The 18069-nt window shown below is 64.5% G+C and carries 18 protein-coding genes; 13 read left to right on the top strand and 5 right to left on the bottom strand.

Translation table 11 applies throughout. The annotated features are described in order from the left end of the window. Positions 1 to 19: 19 nt before the first annotated feature. From AC07VX_RS08030 to AC07VX_RS08005, 6 genes are all read left to right on the top strand, one after another. The gene (locus AC07VX_RS08030; protein WP_493164217.1) at positions 20 to 3034 is read left to right on the top strand and encodes an efflux RND transporter permease subunit; all 3015 of its coding nucleotides are present in this window, start codon (positions 20 to 22) and stop codon (positions 3032 to 3034) included. Then, positions 3027 to 3344 (top strand): DUF3240 family protein, encoded by a 318-nt coding sequence (locus tag AC07VX_RS08025; protein WP_088481168.1) that lies wholly within the window; start codon positions 3027 to 3029, stop codon positions 3342 to 3344. The genes AC07VX_RS08030 and AC07VX_RS08025 overlap by 8 nt, the downstream gene beginning before the upstream one ends. After that, positions 3341 to 4591 (top strand): TolC family protein, encoded by a 1251-nt coding sequence (locus AC07VX_RS08020; RefSeq protein ID WP_088481169.1) that lies wholly within the window; start codon positions 3341 to 3343, stop codon positions 4589 to 4591. The genes AC07VX_RS08025 and AC07VX_RS08020 overlap by 4 nt, the downstream gene beginning before the upstream one ends. 24 nt (positions 4592 to 4615) lie before the next feature. Continuing rightward, the gene (locus tag AC07VX_RS08015) at positions 4616 to 5401 is read left to right on the top strand and encodes a HupE/UreJ family protein (protein ID WP_088481170.1); all 786 of its coding nucleotides are present in this window, start codon (positions 4616 to 4618) and stop codon (positions 5399 to 5401) included. A 33-nt stretch (positions 5402 to 5434) separates the two neighbouring features. Further along, the gene (locus AC07VX_RS08010; RefSeq protein WP_268149226.1) at positions 5435 to 5785 is read left to right on the top strand and encodes a DUF6488 family protein; all 351 of its coding nucleotides are present in this window, start codon (positions 5435 to 5437) and stop codon (positions 5783 to 5785) included. A 61-nt stretch (positions 5786 to 5846) separates the two neighbouring features. Next, positions 5847 to 7166: an MFS transporter gene (locus AC07VX_RS08005; protein WP_088481172.1), complete on the top strand. Its 1320-nt coding sequence runs from the start codon at positions 5847 to 5849 to the stop codon at positions 7164 to 7166. 541 nt (positions 7167 to 7707) lie between these two features. Here the strand turns inward: AC07VX_RS08005 and AC07VX_RS08000 are convergent. Then, positions 7708 to 7986: a hypothetical protein gene (locus AC07VX_RS08000; protein WP_268149227.1), complete on the bottom strand. Its 279-nt coding sequence runs from the start codon at positions 7984 to 7986 to the stop codon at positions 7708 to 7710. Between the two features lie 513 nt (positions 7987 to 8499). Here AC07VX_RS08000 and AC07VX_RS07995 point away from each other — a divergent pair. Both AC07VX_RS07995 and AC07VX_RS07990 read left to right on the top strand, forming a co-directional pair. Next, positions 8500 to 8637, top strand: coding sequence for a hypothetical protein (locus AC07VX_RS07995; protein WP_163334438.1), 138 nt, complete (start codon positions 8500 to 8502; stop codon positions 8635 to 8637). Between the two features lie 94 nt (positions 8638 to 8731). Then, positions 8732 to 8974, top strand: a complete 243-nt coding sequence (locus AC07VX_RS07990) for a hypothetical protein (protein ID WP_144397093.1) — start codon at positions 8732 to 8734, stop codon at positions 8972 to 8974. Between the two features lie 19 nt (positions 8975 to 8993). Here the strand turns inward: AC07VX_RS07990 and AC07VX_RS07985 are convergent, their stop codons facing one another. From AC07VX_RS07985 to AC07VX_RS07970, 4 genes are all read right to left on the bottom strand, one after another. Next, positions 8994 to 9461 carry a hypothetical protein gene (locus tag AC07VX_RS07985; protein ID WP_088481175.1) on the bottom strand — a complete coding sequence of 156 codons (468 nt, stop codon included), beginning with the start codon at positions 9459 to 9461 and terminating at the stop codon, positions 8994 to 8996. Between the two features lie 62 nt (positions 9462 to 9523). Beyond that, positions 9524 to 10294, bottom strand: a complete 771-nt coding sequence (locus tag AC07VX_RS07980; protein ID WP_088481176.1) for a hypothetical protein — start codon at positions 10292 to 10294, stop codon at positions 9524 to 9526. A gap of 22 nt (positions 10295 to 10316) precedes the next feature. Next, the gene (locus tag AC07VX_RS07975; protein ID WP_193466476.1) at positions 10317 to 10925 is read right to left on the bottom strand and encodes a mechanosensitive ion channel family protein; all 609 of its coding nucleotides are present in this window, start codon (positions 10923 to 10925) and stop codon (positions 10317 to 10319) included. A 94-nt stretch (positions 10926 to 11019) separates the two neighbouring features. Beyond that, positions 11020 to 12612 carry a tetratricopeptide repeat protein gene (locus AC07VX_RS07970; RefSeq protein WP_158218118.1) on the bottom strand — a complete coding sequence of 531 codons (1593 nt, stop codon included), beginning with the start codon at positions 12610 to 12612 and terminating at the stop codon, positions 11020 to 11022. Between the two features lie 372 nt (positions 12613 to 12984). On the opposite strand from AC07VX_RS07970, the gene AC07VX_RS07965 reads away from it, so the two are divergent. The 5 genes from AC07VX_RS07965 (at position 12985) to AC07VX_RS07945 (ending at position 18040) form a co-directional block, all read left to right on the top strand. Beyond that, the gene (locus AC07VX_RS07965; RefSeq protein WP_088481178.1) at positions 12985 to 14031 is read left to right on the top strand and encodes a porin; all 1047 of its coding nucleotides are present in this window, start codon (positions 12985 to 12987) and stop codon (positions 14029 to 14031) included. Positions 14032 to 14094: 63 nt separating this feature from the next. Next, positions 14095 to 14541, top strand: a complete 447-nt coding sequence (gene flgB, locus AC07VX_RS07960) for a flagellar basal body rod protein FlgB (RefSeq protein WP_088481179.1) — start codon at positions 14095 to 14097, stop codon at positions 14539 to 14541. A 78-nt stretch (positions 14542 to 14619) separates the two neighbouring features. After that, entirely contained in the window at positions 14620 to 15696 is a 1077-nt protein-coding gene (locus tag AC07VX_RS07955; protein ID WP_088481180.1) for an ABC-three component system protein, read from the top strand. Continuing rightward, on the top strand, positions 15693 to 16187 hold the full coding sequence (locus AC07VX_RS07950) for an ABC-three component system middle component 2 (RefSeq protein ID WP_088481181.1): 495 nt from the start codon (positions 15693 to 15695) through the stop codon (positions 16185 to 16187). Before AC07VX_RS07955 ends, AC07VX_RS07950 begins: the two co-directional genes overlap by 4 nt. After that, complete coding sequence (locus AC07VX_RS07945; RefSeq protein WP_158218119.1) at positions 16178 to 18040, top strand: hypothetical protein; 1863 nt, start codon at positions 16178 to 16180, stop codon at positions 18038 to 18040. The genes AC07VX_RS07950 and AC07VX_RS07945 overlap by 10 nt, the downstream gene beginning before the upstream one ends. The last annotated feature ends 29 nt before the right edge of the window (positions 18041 to 18069 follow it).

Genomic DNA, 18069 nt, shown 5'->3' with positions numbered 1-18069 from the left:
CCCGACGGTTCAAGGCGAGTTGGCCGGACGCATACCCATCGACGCCTTCCCCGACGTCTCCAGCACCCAAGTCAAGGTGATCCTGAAGGCGCCCGGCATGACGCCTGAAGAGGTTGAGAGCCGCATCGTCGCGCCCATCGAAGTGGAGATGCTTGGCATCCCGCGCCAGAAGATGCTGCGCTCGGTGTCGAAGTACGGCATCTTCGACGTCACCATCGATTTCGAAGACGGAACCGATCTTTACTGGGCGCGCCAGCAAGTGGCTGAGCGCCTGGCGAACATCCAGGGCGACCTGCCCCAGGGCCTCTCCGGTGGCATGGCGCCAATCACGACGCCGTTGGGCGAGATGTACCAGTTCACCGTCGAGGCGCCCGAGATGACGCTCGAACAGCGTCGCGAGGTGTTGGACTGGGTCATACGCCCTGCCCTGCGCACGGTCCCAGGCGTGGCGGACGTGAACTCGCTGGGTGGCAAGGTTCGCAGCTTTGAGGTGGTCCCCGACATGGCCCGCCTGGGCATGATGGGCCTCTCCACCGAGGCGCTCAAGACTGCGATTGAGAAGAACAACCGGAACGATGGCGCTGGCCGACTGGGCCAGGGGGACGAAGTCCTGCTGGTTCGCGCCGAAGGCAGCCTGAAGAACGCAGACGACATCAAGGCGATCGTTGTCACCGTCAAAGGCAATGTACCCGTCCGGCTCGGCGACGTGGCTGATGTTCGCCTTGGCAGCGTGACACGCTATGGCGTTGTCACCAAGGACGGCCAGGCCGAAGCCGTCGAAGGGCTTGTGCTGGGGCTTGCAGGCGCCAACGCTCAAAAGGTAGTCGAAGGCGTCAAGCGCAAGCTCGCCGAGCTTGAGCCAACCCTGCCCAAGGGTGTCCACGTCAAGGCGTTCTACGACCGGGCCCAGCTCGTGGAGAAGGCCGTCGGCACGGTGTCGAAGGCCTTGTTGGAAGCCACCGTGCTGGTGCTGATCCTTCTCGGGGCGTTTCTGGGCAACCTGCGCGCGGCAGTCACCGTCGCCCTGGTGCTGCCACTCGCGGCACTGGCCACCTTCATCGCCATGCGCCTGAGCGGCATGTCCGCCAACCTCATGAGCCTCGGCGGCCTGGCGATCGCGTTGGGCATGCTCGTGGACGCAGCCGTCGTGGTCGTCGAGAACGTTGTGCAGCACCTCGGACACGACAAGACCGCGGGCAAGTTGCCACGGTTGCACGTGGTCCTGCGCGCCGTCAGGGAAGTCGCGACACCCGTGGTGGCCGGCGTCCTCATCATCGTGGTCGTGTTCTTGCCGCTGCTGACCTTGCAGGATCTGGAAGGCAAGTTCTTTGTGCCTGTCGCGATGACCATCGTCTTCGCGCTCTTCGGCTCGCTGGTGCTGTCGCTCACGGTCATTCCAGTGGTCGCGTCATTTCTGATCAAGCAGGTTTCGCATGAGGACCCCTGGGTGGTGCGAAAGCTGCTCAAGGGCTATGTACCGCTGCTCAACGGCGCTCTGCGGCGCGAGAAGGTCGTGTACGTCGTGGCCGTTGCAATGTTGGTCGTGGCGGGCCTCGTCTATACACAGGTCGGCAAGACCTTTTTGCCGACGATGGACGAGGGAGATCTCATCGTTGGCATCGAGAAGCTGCCCTCGGTCAGCCTGGAGGAGACCGCAGCGCTGGATCTGAAGATCCAACAGGCGCTGATGAAAAACATCCCTGAAATCACCGGGGTGGTGGCACGGGCCGGTTCAGACGAGATCGGACTGGACCCCATGGGTCTGAACCAGACGGACACCTTCCTCGTACTCAAGCCGCGCGAGGAATGGCAACTGGCGAACAAGGACGCGCTGATTGCGAAGGTGCGAACGGTGCTCGACCAGATGCCTGGCATCAAGTACAGCTTTACCCAGCCCATCGACATGCGCGTGTCCGAAATGATCATCGGCGTGCGCGGAGATCTGGCGATCAAGGTATTCGGACCCGACCTGCCGACGCTGAACCAGATCGCCGCCAAGATCGAAGGCGTCATGAAGACGGTGCCTGGCAACCAGGACGTCTACACGGTGCAAAACGACGGCGTGCAGTACCTGCGCGTGGTGATTGACCGCCTGGCCGCCGGCAACTACGGCTTGTCTGTCGAGGATGTTCAAGACGCGCTGCGGGCGCAGATCGAAGGACAGCGAGCTGGAACCGTCATCGAAGGCGCGCGACGCGTTCCCATCGTGTTGCGCGGCCCAGAACGCATGCGGATGTCACCAGCGGAGTTCGCTGCGCTGCGCATCTCGACATCAGACGGCCGCTCCGTCCCTCTGGAAACCATCGCCACCCTGCAGCGTGACACCGGGCCCGTGCAGATCAATCGTGAGCTGGGCAGCCGCTACAGCGTGGTCATCGCCAAGGTGTCCGGTCGCGACCTGGTCGGATTCGTGGAGGAGGCCAAGCAGAAGGTCGGCTCCGCGGTCCAGCTCCCCACGGGCTACCGCATCAGCTGGGGCGGCCAATTCGAGAACCAGCAGCGAGCCGCGGCGCGTCTTGGACTCGTCGTGCCGCTGGCGCTCGGCATCATCTTCATGATCCTGTTCTCCACCTTTGGCTCCGTGCGCCAGGCGCTGCTGGTCCTCAGCAACGTGCCATTCGCGCTGGTCGGCGGCATCGTCGGGTTGTGGGTGACCGGCGAATACCTGTCCGTGCCGGCGTCGGTCGGCTTCATCGCACTGCTGGGCATCGCAGTGCTCAACGGCGTCGTGCTGGTCAGCTACTTCAACCAGCTGCACGCCGAAGGCATGACGCTGCTCGACAGCGTGACGCTGGGGGCCAGACGGCGATTGCGACCGGTGCTCATGACCGCGTCCATCACGGCCTTCGGCCTGATCCCCCTGCTGTTCGCGACCGGGCCAGGCTCGGAGATCCAGCGTCCTCTGGCCATCGTCGTCATCGGCGGGCTCATCACCGCCACGGCGCTGACCTTGGTGCTGCTGCCGCTGCTTTACCTGCGCTTCGGCCAGCCGCGGGCGGCTGCACTTGCAACGCCGGAGGTGGCCCATGGCTGATTTCCCATCAAACCTGGTCTGTCTGCACCTGCTGTGCCCGGCGCTGACCGAAGAGCGGGTGCTCGACGCTCTGCTGGCCGTCGGCGAGGCAGGCGTTTTCACCAGCTCGCCAGCCTCGGGCCACGGCTACGGGCATGGCGCTCTGAGCACCCAGGATCAGGTCAGTGGCCGCAGCGATGCAGCCGTGGTTCAGGTGCTGGTCGCGCACGACCAACTGGACGCCCTGTTGACCCGGTTGCAACCCGAGCTGGTCCGTACCGGCGCGCGCTATTGGGCCACGCCCGTCGTTCGACAAGGAGAATTCAAATGAAGCGGCTGGCAGCGAGATTCATCGCATGCGCCTGGCTCTGCGTGACGCTGTCCGCGCGTGCTGAAGACGTGCCGACCCCCGGCTTCCTGCCCTCCACCGCACAGGCGAGTGCCTGGATCGAGGCCGATCCGGCCGTAGCGCGCGCCCGTCTCGCCGCGGAGGCCGCCAACCACGGTGGTGCGGCCATTGCGGCTGGCCCGCATGAGTGGACTGCCCGCGTTCAGGGCCAGCGGCGCAGCTACCAGGACAGCGGCGCACGCTCCAACGAATGGACGGCGGCGCTCGAGCGCGCCATCCGCGTCAACGGCAAAGCCGGATTGGACCGCCAGCTAAGGGACCTGGAGGTGGAGTTGGGCCGAGCCCGCCTCGGCGAGGCGCGCCACGAGGCGGCCCGGACGCTGGCCGATGCCTGGACGGGCGTCATCGTTGCCAAACGCCAGCACGCACTGCTGCGCGACCAGCTTGCCATCGCCATGAGCAATCTCGACGTGGTGACCAAGCGCCAGCGGGCCGGTGATGCGTCGGCGCTGGACTCCAATGTCGCGCAGGGCGACATCGGCAGCATTGCGCGTGATGTCAGCCAGGCCGCCACCGAAGTCGTCAAGGCTGAAGCCACGCTGCGCGTGCGCTTTGCGGCCGTGGTGCCGGACGGCATCGTGCTGCCACCTCCCCAGACGCCGGTCTGGCCCGAGGCCCAGTGGCGCGAGCGCGTGCTGGAGGAAGCCGACCCCATCAAGACTGCGGAGACGGAGTGGCGGCGCGCCGGCGTGACGGCCGCGCGGGCGCGGGCCGACCGCATCGCTGACCCCACGGTGGGCGTCTTCGCGGCCAACGAGGCGATGCGCAACGAACGGGTCGTGGGCCTGTCGATCAGCATCCCTTTCGGTGGCAGCTACCGCAGCGCGCGGGCGTTGCAGGCCGGCAAAGAGACCGACGCACTGCAGGCGGCGCTGGACCAAACGCGCCGCGAGATCGAGCTCGAAGCGGCACAGACCTACGCCGAGGCCACCGGCAGCCTGGAGCGCTGGCGCATCGCAAGCGAGACAGCCCGTCTCAGCGCTGAGAGCGCACGCTTGATGCAGCGCGCCTACGGCCTGGGCGCGGCGGACCTGCAGGCCTTGCTGCTGGCACGCCGCCAAGCTACCGATGCGGCACGCGCTGCCGTGCAGGCCCAGGGCGAGGCGGTGCGCTGGGAGATGCGTCTGCTGATTGACGCCCACCTGATCTGGGACCTGGCCCAAGACTGATCCACGTAATCAAGAAGGTCACTCATGCTCCGACTCTTTGCCCGGCCGCTGCTTGCGGTGGGCTTGTTCCTCACCTCGCTGGCCGCCTGGGCCCATGGCATCTCGGAAGCCGACAAGCAGCGCATGCTGGATGGCGGATACCTGCAGTACGTCAGCCTGGGAGCCAGCCACATGCTGACCGGCTATGACCACCTGCTCTTCCTGTTCGGCGTGGTGTTCTTCCTCACGCGGTTTGTGGATGTCGCCAAGTTCGTCACCGCCTTCACGCTCGGCCACTGCATCACGCTGATCTTGGCGACCTTCCTGAAGATCACGTGGAACTTTTGGCTGGTCGATGCGCTGATCGCCATCAGCGTGATCTACAAGGGTTTCGACAACAACGGCGGTTTCCAGAAGCACTTCGGCCGCGCCTCGCCCAACCTGCTGGCCGTCGTCTTCGGCTTCGGCCTGCTGCACGGCTTCGGCTTGTCGACGCGGCTGCAGCAACTGCCGCTGGGAGACGACCAGGTAGGCATGCTGATGCGCATCCTCAGCTTCAACGTCGGCGTAGAGCTGGGCCAGATCGCGGCCCTCGTCGTCATGGTCGGCCTGCTGTCGGTCTGGCGTCGGCGCGAGTCGTTTGCACGCTTCAGCGTGCTGGCTAACAACGCGCTGATGGCGGTGGGTAGCCTGCTGCTGCTGATGCAGCTGCACGGCTACCACCACGACATTGATGCAGAGAACCTGCGTTTCCCCGTCAAGGCGCATCGGCACGCCCACGAGGACCTGGAAGTCGAGAACAGCACCAAGACCGGGCGCGACAGCCTCTAAACAATATTCCCCTCCCCCCACCAAGGACTCACCATGAAGCAATTCGTCAGCACCTTTGCGGCCCTGGCCGCCCTGTCCCTCTCGGCGCCAGCCTTTGCCGGCGGCGAGGGCGACTGCCATTTCCACGGTTCCACCCCGGCCAAGGCCGAGACCGTGTCTGGCTGCGCCGTCAAACGCCAGCAGCAGCTCATCGCCAGCGGCAAGCTCGACAAGTCTTGGCAGGCCGTGAAACCCGCCGCACCCGAGCAAGTCGACGGCCAGAAGGGCAAGGAATGGAAGGTCACTTTCAAGGACGCTGCTGCGACGGACAAATCCAAGGAGACCCTCTACATGTTCTTCACCCCGCAGGGCAATTTCATCGCTGCCAACTTCACCGGTAACTGATGCGCCCACCTCGGTGGGCACATCGCCTGCCGAGGTCATTCAATATCAGCGGAGAAGCACCATGCTCGACGTCCTCGCCAACCGCACCTATCGGCATCTCTTCTTCGCTCAGGTCATCGCTCTGGTCGGCACAGGCCTGGCCACGGTCGCCCTGGGCCTGCTGGCCTACGACCTGGCAGGGGCAGACGCCGGGGCGGTCCTTGGCACGGCGCTGGCCATCAAGATGCTGGCCTACATCGGCGTTGCGCCGGTGGCCTCCGCCTTCGCCGAACAACTGCCCCGCCGCACTCTGCTCGTCACTCTGGACTTGGTGCGCGCAGCGGTCGCCCTGCTGCTGCCTTTCGTCACTGAGATCTGGCAGGTCTATGTGCTGATCTTCGTGCTGCAGTCCGCCTCGGCCGCATTCACGCCCACCTTCCAGGCCACCATCCCCGACGTGCTTCCCAAGGAGGCGGACTACACCAAAGCATTGTCGCTGTCCCGCTTGGCCTACGACCTGGAGAGCCTGGGCAGTCCGGCGCTTGCCGCAGTGCTGCTGACGGTCGTCAGCTTCCACAGCCTCTTCCTCGGCACCGTCGTGGGTTTCATCGCGTCGGCGTTGTTCGTCGTGTCGGCCGTGCTGCCCAAGGCCAAAAAGCCGTCGCGCCGCAGCGTCTACGAGCGTACGACGCGCGGCAGCCGCATCTATCTGGCCACGCCGCGGCTGCGCGGGCTGCTGGCGTTGAACCTGGCCATCGCGTCGGCGAGCGCCATGGTCATCGTCAACACCGTCGTGCTCGTGCAAAGCCAGCTGCAGCTCAGCCAGCGCTTCACGGCCGGCGCGCTGGCAGCTTTTGGCGCAGGGTCCATGCTGGTGGCCCTGGGGCTGCCCAAGCTGCTGGAGCGGCTGCCGGATCGAAGGGTCATGCTGTTCGGTGCCGGGTTGCTGGCAACCGGTCTCTTCCTCGGGCCACTGGCGGTCGGGCGATTCGAGATGCTGGTGGCGCTGTGGCTGTTGCTCGGCATCGGCTATTCGCTGGCACAGACACCGTCGGGCCGGCTGCTGCGGCGCTCCGCCAACGAAGAAGACCGACCTGCCCTCTTCGCCGCGCAGTTCGCCTTGTCGCATGCCTGCTGGCTCATCACTTACCCAATGGCCGGCTGGATGGGCGCGCGGGTAGGGCTCAATGCCAGCTTCCTCGCCCTCGGCACGCTGGCCGCGCTGACGACGATCATGGGCATGTGGCTGTGGCCCAGCGACGACCCGGCCGAAGTGCCACACACCCACCCTGACATGCCGGCAGAACATGCCCATCTCCACGCCCCGGCGGTCGATGACCAGGGGCGGCATAGCCACGCCTACGTCATCGATGACGAGCACCAGCGCTGGCCGAGAGACTGACCATGAGTGTCAAGACACGCTGCTAAGACTCCGTACGTCGTGGCAACCGCGTGGCGGTTCGCGTCGACGGTCGGCGCGGCTTGGACGCAATTCCTGATTCGGTTGTCTGAATCTGGTTGCGACCCGGATCGCACGGGCTGCCGTTGGACTGGCAGGGCCGTAGTGACGCAGGACGCTGCTCTTGGGGCCGGCGAACAGCGGTTTCTGGAGATCAACGGCTCGCCAATGATCCGCGCCACGTGCTACTGCTGGCCGGCCGGCGAAGTTGGCGGCGCGAAGCGACGCGCGATCCAGTCGAAGCTGAGTGCCGACATACCTGTCCGCCTCCTGAGGCGATATCGCGAGGCTTTGCTTGGCCTGAACAGCTTGGTCTGAAAGCCGGTCACCGTCTCCTCGACTGTTACCGTTTGCTTGCCACGGTTCTGCCAGTACCAGCCGTGGCTGCCATCGAAGGGCGCCGTGAACGACCCTGTTTCTTAGCGCTGGGCACCGTCCACGCAGTAGCTCGTGTCCTCCTCGTCGGCGTCGGGCCACTCGCCGTTCATGTCAACGAGTACTTCCGCACTGGCCGTCCACCGGAAGACTGTGGACGGCCCTCGGTCAACGCAGCCTTCACTTCAGCGCCCTTGCCGGGTGCAAAGGTCAGCGTCTCGGTCTTGGGCCACTCGTTGCTGGCCGTGAAGGCCCGAGCGTCAAAGCTGTGGCCGGGCTGCCGGCCCGCGACGGCCTCGGCCTCGGCGGGGAGAGCGATGTCAGCTGGGTTTTCAGCTTCGGTAGCCCGAGCCAGCGTCTGAGCTACGGAGAGGCTGAGCGCGAGCACGGGTGCGTTCGTCTGCGTCCGGAAGTCTCTTGACTTCACTCAGGGGGTTGTGTGCGCATGAATGTCGACAAGGCAATCGCTGTCGGCACCTCTGCCGTCCTCCCTCTTGATATGTCCCTCGCCGTGCGCTGCTTCGTACGGCGACATAGCCACGCAGTCGACGACGTACCGGAGTTCACAACTGCCATTCTTTTCTCCCTGGAGCTCGACGCTCTGTCTCGCCGTGCCCGCCGACTGCAACTTGGCGGGGGGGGCTGAAGTACGCCGAGACCGGCCGATTCAGCCCCCCCGAACGCAAATCCAACCCAAAAAACTCGTTTGGTGCTTTCGGGAGGGGGAGGTTTCGCCATCCGAATGAAGTTCGCCCCCTGAAACTTGCTGTCAGGCCAGGTTGAGGGGGCTGTTTAGGCTGAAACCAACCAAGGCCCACATGCCAGGTCCATCGACGATCCTTGCCTCAACTTCGGCCATCCGGCGAACCGTATTCACAACTCAAGTCAAAGAGGAGATCCCATGCTTGCTCAGTTCACCAAGATCATCAATGCATTCAGAGGGTTGCTCGAGAGCGCTGACCAGCACCGGGTAGGAGCATGCTTCATGCTCGCTACCGGCCTACTGATCGTTGCCGCGATCTACCTTATCCGTCATTGAGGGAGCTCGCCTACATGGGAAAGCGGCCCAGCGGCAAGTGCGCGGCGAGTTCCGCTGCTACCTTGGACATCCACTCGTCCCAATGGAGACCGCGATGACCAACTCCTCTGCCGGCCCAGCGCCCGCGCCTGGTGACCATCAGAAATCCCCCGTCCAGTTGCCGACCGAGCCGGACAAGCCGGTCGACGCGCCCATCACGCCGCAGCCGGAAGACAGCCCTGGACACGCCAATGCCAAGGCTCAGCCCGATCGGGTCGCGCAAAGCATTGAGGACGCCCATGCCGACGGGAGCGATCGGTCGAGCGAGACCGAATCGCCCCGAGGCTCAGGACCTTGAGTACACCGATCTCAGGCTTTCATCCGCCGCGGAGCACCATGTAGACGGTCGTGCCGCTGATCGCGGCGCCCAGAAGCGCGCCCACAACGGCTCCGATGATCACAGGTAGCCACCAGTTTTGCTTGAGGCGGTCCGCCTCGAGATTGACAGCAGACACAGCTGAGTTGGTTTCAGTCGTCAAGTTGGTCAGTGCCGTCTTGGCCTTGCCTTCCGCCTTGGTCAACTGCTGCCCGATGCGATCAGCTGCATCATCAACAGTGGTGTTGAACTTGCCTGCCACGACTTTTTCGATGTCGGCAGCCATCTGCTGTTGATTGGCGACCAACGTCTTCACGGTGCCAGCGACGAGCGCTGCGGCCGTGTTAACGCGCTGCACGGCGTCGCCTGCTGCTCCTTGCAGCGTCTGAGCGTGTTCGATGACGTCGGCAACGATGGGGACCAGCTCTTCGAGCGTCTCTGGTCGCTTCTTATCGGGATTGGATGACATGTGAGGTAGGTGATGAGGGCCTGCGGATGCTTGCAAATCTCCGCCCTGCGGTTGAAATGAGGTCAGAGGGATGGACCATGATCAAGCGTTTGCTGCTTCGGCTCGACTCCGTGTGCCAGCTCGCCAGACACCTCTCGGCGCTGCAGTTCCTGTCGCACAGCAGATGAAAACGCGCCGCGCGCGGCCTGACTTCGCGTGAACTCTTCCTCCCTGGCGCGCAGCCGGGCACGAAGCACACGAGAAGTCGCCTTCAGGTCTGTGATGTTCTCAAGCGGCAGGTATGACAAACCGCCATTGCTGCCGACGCCCACGAGTAGCCCAGAAGTTTCGTAACCGTCGAGGCAGCCGAAAAGCTTGATCAAGCGGAGGTACAGGTCCAGCTCTGCCTTATTCGGTGGGTCTTTGTGCGCATCCTCGGCAACCTGCTCGGCAAAGGCCTCAAGTGAGATCCCTCCGTGCTCCTCGAGCTCCAGGTAGGGCCGCACGTTCATTTGAAACGTCGAGTTGTCAAACTCGTCAATGATGTGCTGCCCGGTCTCGACAAACCAGTGAGCTCGCAAAGACGCTTTGCGAAGATCAACGTCTCGGCGCGTGGCGCCTCGGTACGTCGCCAGCTTGACGCGCTCCTTCTTCAGGTTGGCGCCAACGCGCTTGAACTCGATCAGCCGCCAAGCTCCAGGGAACTGCAGCATGACGTCACCCAGGACCTTGTCCAGTGGCGTCTGCTGCAGCAGATTCACGCATGAATCGATCTGCCTCGGGTTCTTGCCCATCACGAGCCCAAGCCCGTAGATGAAGTTCCCGATGATGACGTTCTCGTAAGGCGAAAGCATTCGTTCCTCCCCTGCCCTCTGGCTACGGGCCTCCTTGTTGATCCGGGGCTACCGCGGTCACGGCCGTACCGTGCCATCGCCGCACGACGCGCTGGAAGAACAGGCTGTTGGGCAGTTGCAGCGTTGTGCCGTTCTGCTGATCGCCGCTTTCGAGAAGCGTGGTGTAGACCGGATTGATTTCGACCACGCGTCCCTTCATCCCCGGCTTGTCACCCGCTTCTAGCAGTTCGACCGTGTCGCCAATCCGAAAGGACTTGGTGATGTAGATGAGCAGCGTGCAGAACAAGTTCGACAGCACGCTCCATGCTGCGAAGAACGCGACCGCGCCGACGGTTGCAAACCCCGTGAACGCCGTCCAGAGCACTGCGCCCGAGACACCCATGCGCTCCAACGCCCAGAGCAGCGCGCCGAGGTAGACCAGGGCGCCGACCACGCGAAGAAACAACGATGCCATGTTGACCGGCAGGCCGTACTTGGTCGTGACTCGGTCGATCAGCTTGTGGGCCAGCCGCATCAGCAGCCAGGCGCCCAAGACGATCATCACAACCTCCACCGCAGGAATGAGGATGTCGAGCCAGTCCGCTGCCCAGACGGGCAACTGGTCGTGTAGCGCTTGGATGAGCTTTCTCATGGAGGGAATGTCGTCGTCAGAAGTTTGAACGGATGTTCGCAGGCAGGAGTTTTACCTGCGCCGCCGCTTCGCGCCGGCAGTGTCGAGCTTGCGCTCAACAAGCTGTCTGCGAACCCTCCGCCGCCCCGCCCGGAAGCGCCATCGCCTCGTCCAGTTCGGCCTTCGCCATGCGCGCCCAGCGTCCCCCTCCACGAAGGACATCCAGTTCGTTAGAGCACGCCCTGGCAAAGAACATCGATTCGGCCAGACCATGAGCCTGTAGGACCTGCTTCAACCTCACCATGCGATGACGAAGATCGAAGTCCTGGAACTCTGCACCCCGTACGCCGCCGCCAGCGACTTGCGCCACGACGCGTCGCAGGTTGTGCTGGACTGACTCCGAGATGGCCGGCACCGCGCGCGGCGCGGAAAGCTTGGCATGGCGGATGAACGGATTGCGCCCCACGACGAGCCCCCACGGGCGCTGGCTGCCCACGAGGTCCACGGTCATCGCCTCGAGCTTGGTCAGCCCGAAATCCCTGGCCACCTGAAGCCGAAGTGCGAGCCCAGGACTGGACTGCTCAATCTCCTCCAGCGCGCGGGCTGCATCGACGTCACGGCTGTCCACGGGAAGAACGAAGGTGCACAGCAACCGGTGGGCGGCCTCATCGCCCGCTTGTGCCGCTTGGTACAGCCAGTGCATGCCTTGCTCGACATCGCGCAGCGAGCCTGATGCCCGCAGGATGGTTGCACCCAGCCGCCGCTGGGCAATCACTGCGCCGCTGGCCGCCGCCTTCTCCAGGCAGAACCGCGCCATAGGCGGGTTGGCAACCGATCCGTTGTGGTTCGAGTGAATCTCGTACAGCCGGCTCCATGCCTCGCCGTGGCCACCGTCAGCGGCGCGCATCAGGAGCGCTGAGGCCTTTCGGAAGTTTTGGCTCGTCACCAGCGATTCCCACGCCAGGGCACCGACATCCTGGCCGCTCAAGGCCAGTCCCAACATCAACGCCGCGCCGGTGTTGCCTCGTGCAACGCAGTCGTCGAGAAGGGCCTCAATCGCCCGACGATCAACAGCGGTATCCACGGGCTGCACCTTGCTGGCATAGCTGAGGGCTTCGAACACCTTGTCCGCCAAGCCAGCCTCAGGTGATCCATCCAACTCCAAGCTCACCGCCAGCGCCCGGAACAGGATCTGCGGCTCTTGACGCATCAACGCCCTGTCCATCGCAAACGTCAGCAAAGCGGCCCAGCCGATGCCCGGCACAGCCTTGAGGGAGCGAAGCCGCGCCACGACGCGTTCTTCGGACAAATCGTCCGGGGTATAGGCGGTCAGCACCTTCCTGGCAGCTGTCTCACCACCCGCCGCAGCGCTTCGGAACCAGCGCATCGCCTCTTCGGGATCGACGGCCGTCAATGAAAGCCAGATTGCCAGCTTCATCTGCGCGGCCGCTCTGCCGGCCTGCGCTGCTCGCTGCAGCGTGGCGACTCGCCCATGCGCAGCGATCTCGTAGAGGTCCAGCGACTCGACGATGAGCTGCAGCGTGTCGTCGGCTCGGGCGCGCTCAGCCTGCTGCAAGTACTCGAGCCCGAGCGTCACGTGGCGCGGGAATCCGCTCGTGCCTTGCAGGTATTTGCGGCCGGCCTCCAGGCAGGCCGCGATGTCTCCTCGTCGCGCCCTCGATATCAGTTGAGCATCGGGTCTTCTCATCCGCGCCTTCTTTGCAGTGGCCCTTGCCAAGCCGCCTGCGTCCGTAACGGCGTCGTGGACGCCAGTGCCAACGGGCAAGCGTAAGAAGGCGGCCATGACCGCTGCCCGTCCGGCGGATTACGGTTTTGTCAGGTTGGCGCGCCGATTCACGGGTTTGTCCAGCTATGACAAGGGTGTGAATCGAAATCGCTCATTTCGCGCAAGTGCCCCCTGTCGATTCGAAGGCACAGCAACCCTGCCTTTGCGGCACCGCGCACCAGCACGCGCCCACCCAAACGGTCGAGATCATGGATTTCCCTAGGCAGCTTCCCTAGCCTGCGTAGCGCTGGGGGCGATCCAGATCCCCCGGTACCTACTGAATAGGAGAAGTACATGAAGAAGCCAGTCCTCTTGGCCTTGGCATGCAGCGCGATGGCGAGCACCGCTTTCGCGCAAACCTCGTCGGTCACGCTGTTCGGTGTCGCCGATGCGGCCGTCCGCCAGGTGAAGAACGGCAGCGCAGGCACGGTCAAGGGCGTCACTTCGGGCGCCAACACGACCAGCCGCCTGGGCGTTCGTGGCGTTGAACAACTTGGCGGCGGCCTGTCTGCCGGCTTCCATCTGGAATCGGGTGTCGAGCTCGACACCGGCGCGGCCAACGCCAGCAAGTTCTGGAACCGCCGCTCCACCGTCAGCCTGATGGGCGAGTTTGGTGAGATCCGCCTCGGCCGCGATACCACCCCGACGTACAACAACGCGCTCAACGACGAGTTCGGCATCGTCGGCGTGGGTTCGCGCGGTGTTTTCGTCTACGGCTCCAGCGCAGTGCTGGGCAGCGGTGCGACCACCGCCCAACGAACCGACAACGGCGTCAGCTACTTCCTGCCCAAGAACCTGGGCGGCTGGTTTGGTCAGGTGCATGTCGCCGCCGGCGAAGGCGTCGTGGGCAACAAGTACACAGGCGGCCGTCTCGGCTTCGAGAACAACACGTTCCTGGTCGGCGGTGCCATTGGCCAGACCGACGTTGGCAGCACCCAGCCGAAGTTCAAGAACTACAACCTGCTCTTCAACTACAAGTCGCCCTGGGGCACGTTGCACACCCTCGTCGACGTGAAGAAGTGGGGCCCGCGCAAGGCTCAGGAACTGTCGATTGGCGCCACCGTCCCGGTGACCCAAGCAGGTTCGTTCCGGGTCGGCTACACCACCGTCAATCGCTCCGGTGGCCCGGTCGGCTCTGGCTATGCCGACGCCGACGACAGCACCCGCGTGGCGCTGGGCTACGTGCACGAGATGTCCAAGCGGACGGCGCTCTACGGCACCTACGCCAACATCAGCAACAAGGGTGCGGCGCGCAGCTCGGTTCTGTACACGACGCCGACCGGCATGCGCGGTGGCGAGAGCTCGTCCGGCTTGGAAGTCGGCATGCGCCACAGCTTCTGATCACCAAGGCAACTGCGAGGGGATGCGCTTCGGCGCTCCCCTTTTTCTCCGGTGGAGGTGTCCATGTCTAACGCACTCCGTCCCACGCCCAGCACAGGCACGCCTTCGGCGGCGCCGGATGACGACTGGAAGGCCACGGCTCTGGTCTTCAGGGGTCAGCGTCAGGCGCTGATCGCCAGCAACATCGCCAACGCGGATACGCCGCACTACCAGGCACGCGACATCAGCTTCTCGGCGGCGCTTGAAGAAGCCAGTCGACCCAAACCTGCGGCGCCGATGGCAACCTCATCGCCCGGCCACATCGCGCCCGACCTGGTGGCGCCCCGCAGCACCCTGCAGTTCGCGGAGCACGCCCTGCCGTCCCAGACCAACCTCGACGGCAACACGGTGGACATGGACAGGGAACGAGCGTCCTTCCTGCAGAACTCCATCCTCCACCAACTCGCCGTGGCCTCGCTGGATGACGAGCTGAAGGAGTTCAAGATGGCGGTCTCCGATCCGCGCCGCTGACCCCGGCGTCCGGGCTAGCCCCCAGGCGCGAGCGCGCCGGCGTCCACGAGAATCGTCTGCCAGCGATGCTCTCCATCCATGCCGCAGAACTCAGGCAAAACCCGTACACCGCGAACGAACCAACTGGTCGCCAAGGGCGGCGTTATCCAGCCGTCGGCACAAGTCATCCTGCTGAATCCCGATCAGTGGGAAGAGTTCATCCTGGCCGCCACGCGCCAGCGGCTGCTGCCCAGTGGTTCACCCTACGCGAACGTCAAGCGCCTCGGCGGCGCAGGCGACGGGGGCCGCGACATCGAAGCCCGGTATGGCCAGGCCCTCGTGCGCGACGGTTGGGATCTGTACCAGGGCAAGCACTACGCCTCCGGACTGAAGCCCAGCGAGGCCTTCCCCGAGATGGCCAAGTTCTTCAAGCAACTGGCCTTGAAGACCTACCCCCGCCCGAAGCACTACTACTTCTGCTGCCCGCACGCGGTCGGCAACCTGCTGCACAACATGATGGCCGCCGGTGCGGCTACCTTCAAGGCCAACTTCCTGGCCGCCTGGAAGGGCGAAAACACGGGCATGCAAGGCATGGCCGCCGAGCTGACCCAAGACGTCCAGGCCGCGATCGACGACTTCGATTTCGACGATTTCATCGAATGTCCGGTGCATGACCTGCTGGCCTGGCACGCGCTCGACCGGACGGCCCACCACGAGATGTTCGGCATCGTGCCGAAGCGCGGCGATGATGCGCCGATGCCCGCCCAACCGGCCAAGCACGAGACCGTCTACGTCGACCAGCTGCTTCGCGTGTATTCCGAAGACAAGACGTCTCCTGTCACCCTCGCCGATCTGGCCGGCAGCGAGTACGAAGAGCACTTCGATTCGCATCGCCAGCTCTTCTACTGTGCTGAGGGCCTGCAGCGGTTCAGCCGCGACATCTACCCCACTGAGCATGAGTTCGAGCGGCTGCTCGACATGGTTCATGCAGGCGTCCGGCCGACGGTGGCCCAGATCCGGCACAAAACGGGCATGGCGCGCGTCGACGCGGCCGTGGAGAAGGCATCCACCCTGCAGGTTTCGGAAAGCTGCCTGTCACCCCAGCTCCGGCCGGGTGACCTGCCCGGCACCTGCCATCACCTCGCCAATGGCGGTAGGCTCAAGTGGGTCAAATGACGAAACCCAAGCCCATCGCCGCCTTCAATTCGCCGTTCGAGCTGGGCGTGCGGATGGTGTATCTGCTGAATTCCCTGCAGCCGGCCGGTGCCGACCTCCAGAAGCTCGTCCTGCTCGACTACGCCGTCGTCTACTCGGACGATCTGGGGGGGCCTCCCAGCCTTCACACGCCGGTGCCGTACCGTGGCAGCGAATACCTCAGCCGCCGCGATCTCATTGCCCAAGGCCTGTACCTCATGAGCACCCGCGGCCTGGTCGCCGTTTCCATGGACGAATGCGGTATCACCTACTTCGCTGGCGACAGCGCACGGAGCATGGTTGGCGCGCTGACGTCGCCCTACCTGCGTGAGCTGGAAAACCGGTGCCGGTGGGCAGCCGCCACCTTCGCAGCGCTCAGCTCGCGCGACTTGACCGATAGATTCGCTCAGGAAGGGCGGCTGTGGGGCGCCGAGTTCGAAGGCGCCAACGCGCGGGGGCATCAATGGCAATAACGCTGAAGCGCCTGTCCGTCCACGGCCCTGGCTTGCTGCCGGCCGTGGTCGCGTTCGACGACCGTCGCACCCTCATCCGCGGCCCCAGCGACACCGGCAAGTCGCACATCTGGGACTGCATGTGGTTCCTGCTCGGCGGCACGGCGCAACCTGAGCAATTCCCAAAGTCGGCGGGCTATGACTCCCTCGAGCTCGCCTTTCTCCATGGCGAGCACGAGTACCTGGTGCGCAAAGCCGTGTCGGGCGGAGGCGCACGCGTCTTCGTGCGAATGGATGACCTGTGGGTCGAGGACGGCGCGCCGAACCCGCTCGAAGAGGTTGCACAGGAACTCGGCGATCTGCTCGTCAAGCTGTCCGGTGCTGAGGGGAAAAAAGTGCTCCATGCACGCAGCAAGAAGGGCGCCGTCACCGGCGACGACCTGCGGCATTGGGCGTTGCTGGCGCAGCCCAGCATGATTGCCAAGGATCCGACCAAAGGCAAGGGCCATGGGTCGGACAAGCGCGTCTCTTCCTATGCGCTGTTCCTGAGCGGCCTCGACGACTCCGCGGTCGAGCTGTACAAAAGTAGCGCGGTGAAGGACCAGGCCAAAGGCAAGCTGGCGGTAGCCCAAGCTGAGCTGGCGCGCGTGCAGAAGCTGATTCCGGCCGATACGGACCGTGCAGCTGCCGTCAAGGCTCTCGCCCGAGTCGACGAGCGACTGGACATGTTCTCCTCGCAACTTCAGGCGCGATCCTCCGTGCTCAAAGATGTCCGCCAGCAGATCGCTGCGGAAGGAGCGGCTCTTGCCGAGGCGTCAACTGAACTCGCCGGCGCCACATCGATGCGCGAGCGATTCGCGTTGCTCGACCTGAAATATTCCAGCGATCTTGCCCGGCTGGGAGCGACGGACGAGGGCATTGCCTTCTTCCAGGCCTTGCCCGAGACGCCCTGCCCGCTCTGCGGCACGCCGGTGGAACAGCACGCCGATCCCGACAGCCTGAAGCCCCGTGCGCCTTCGAAATATCGCCGCGCCATTGCCGCCGAGGCGGAGAAGATTCGCGACCTGCGCCGTGGATTGCAGCCGTCCCTTGCCCACCAGCAGGCACGCCTGGCGACGGCTGCCGCGGATGTGAGCCGTCTGACGGTGTCGTTGAAGACTCTTGAGGAGCAGGAAGCTCTCCTCCTGCGAACCGCCGGCGAGGAGTTCGATACCGACCCTCGCGAACTGGCTGCGTCCCATACCCGCTTTTCGTCCCTGATCGATGCCTTCGACGAGGCTAGCCGATTGCAGGGTGACATCGCGCGCCTCGAGCAGGAAACGAAGCAGAAGAGGACCGCGCTCGTGCGCAACATCGGGCAACACGGCGCCGAGGTCGGTGAGGTTGCTCGCCAGATGCTCAACGATTGGGGCTTCACCGGCATCAAGTCGGTCTACGTTGACGCTGCGGCGTGCGATCTGATGATCGATGGGCGCCGTCGCCTGAGCTATGGCGCCGGCAAGCGGGGCATCTTCCTGTCTGCGATGTTCATCGCGCTGATGCAGCACGCATTGAAGGAAGGTCACCCCCACTTGGGCACCGTAGTGCTGGATTCGCCGCTGAAGGCTTATGCACAGAAGCAGTCGACGGACACTGACCGCGACGTCGCGATTGCGACGGTGAACGACCGCTTCTATAGCTGGTTGTCGCGTTTCGAGGGCCCTGGCCAAGTGATCGTCCTGGAAAACGAGGAAGTGGATGCCGCCATGGCCGCCGCCTTGAATGCCATCGAGTTCACCGACGATTACGCGCAAGGGCGCCAGGGGTTCTACCCTCCCCGGCCCACGATCGCGGCAGCCCCGCCCCCTCCTGCGCCGCTCGACGATCTCGCTTAGCTTCTGGCAGCCCGCCGTGCATGCGGAAG

Source organism: Roseateles sp. GW821-FHT03B02, assembly GCF_059421025.1.
Note: the sequence above shows the minus strand (reverse complement) of the source record. Positions and strands in the feature narration are given on the sequence as shown.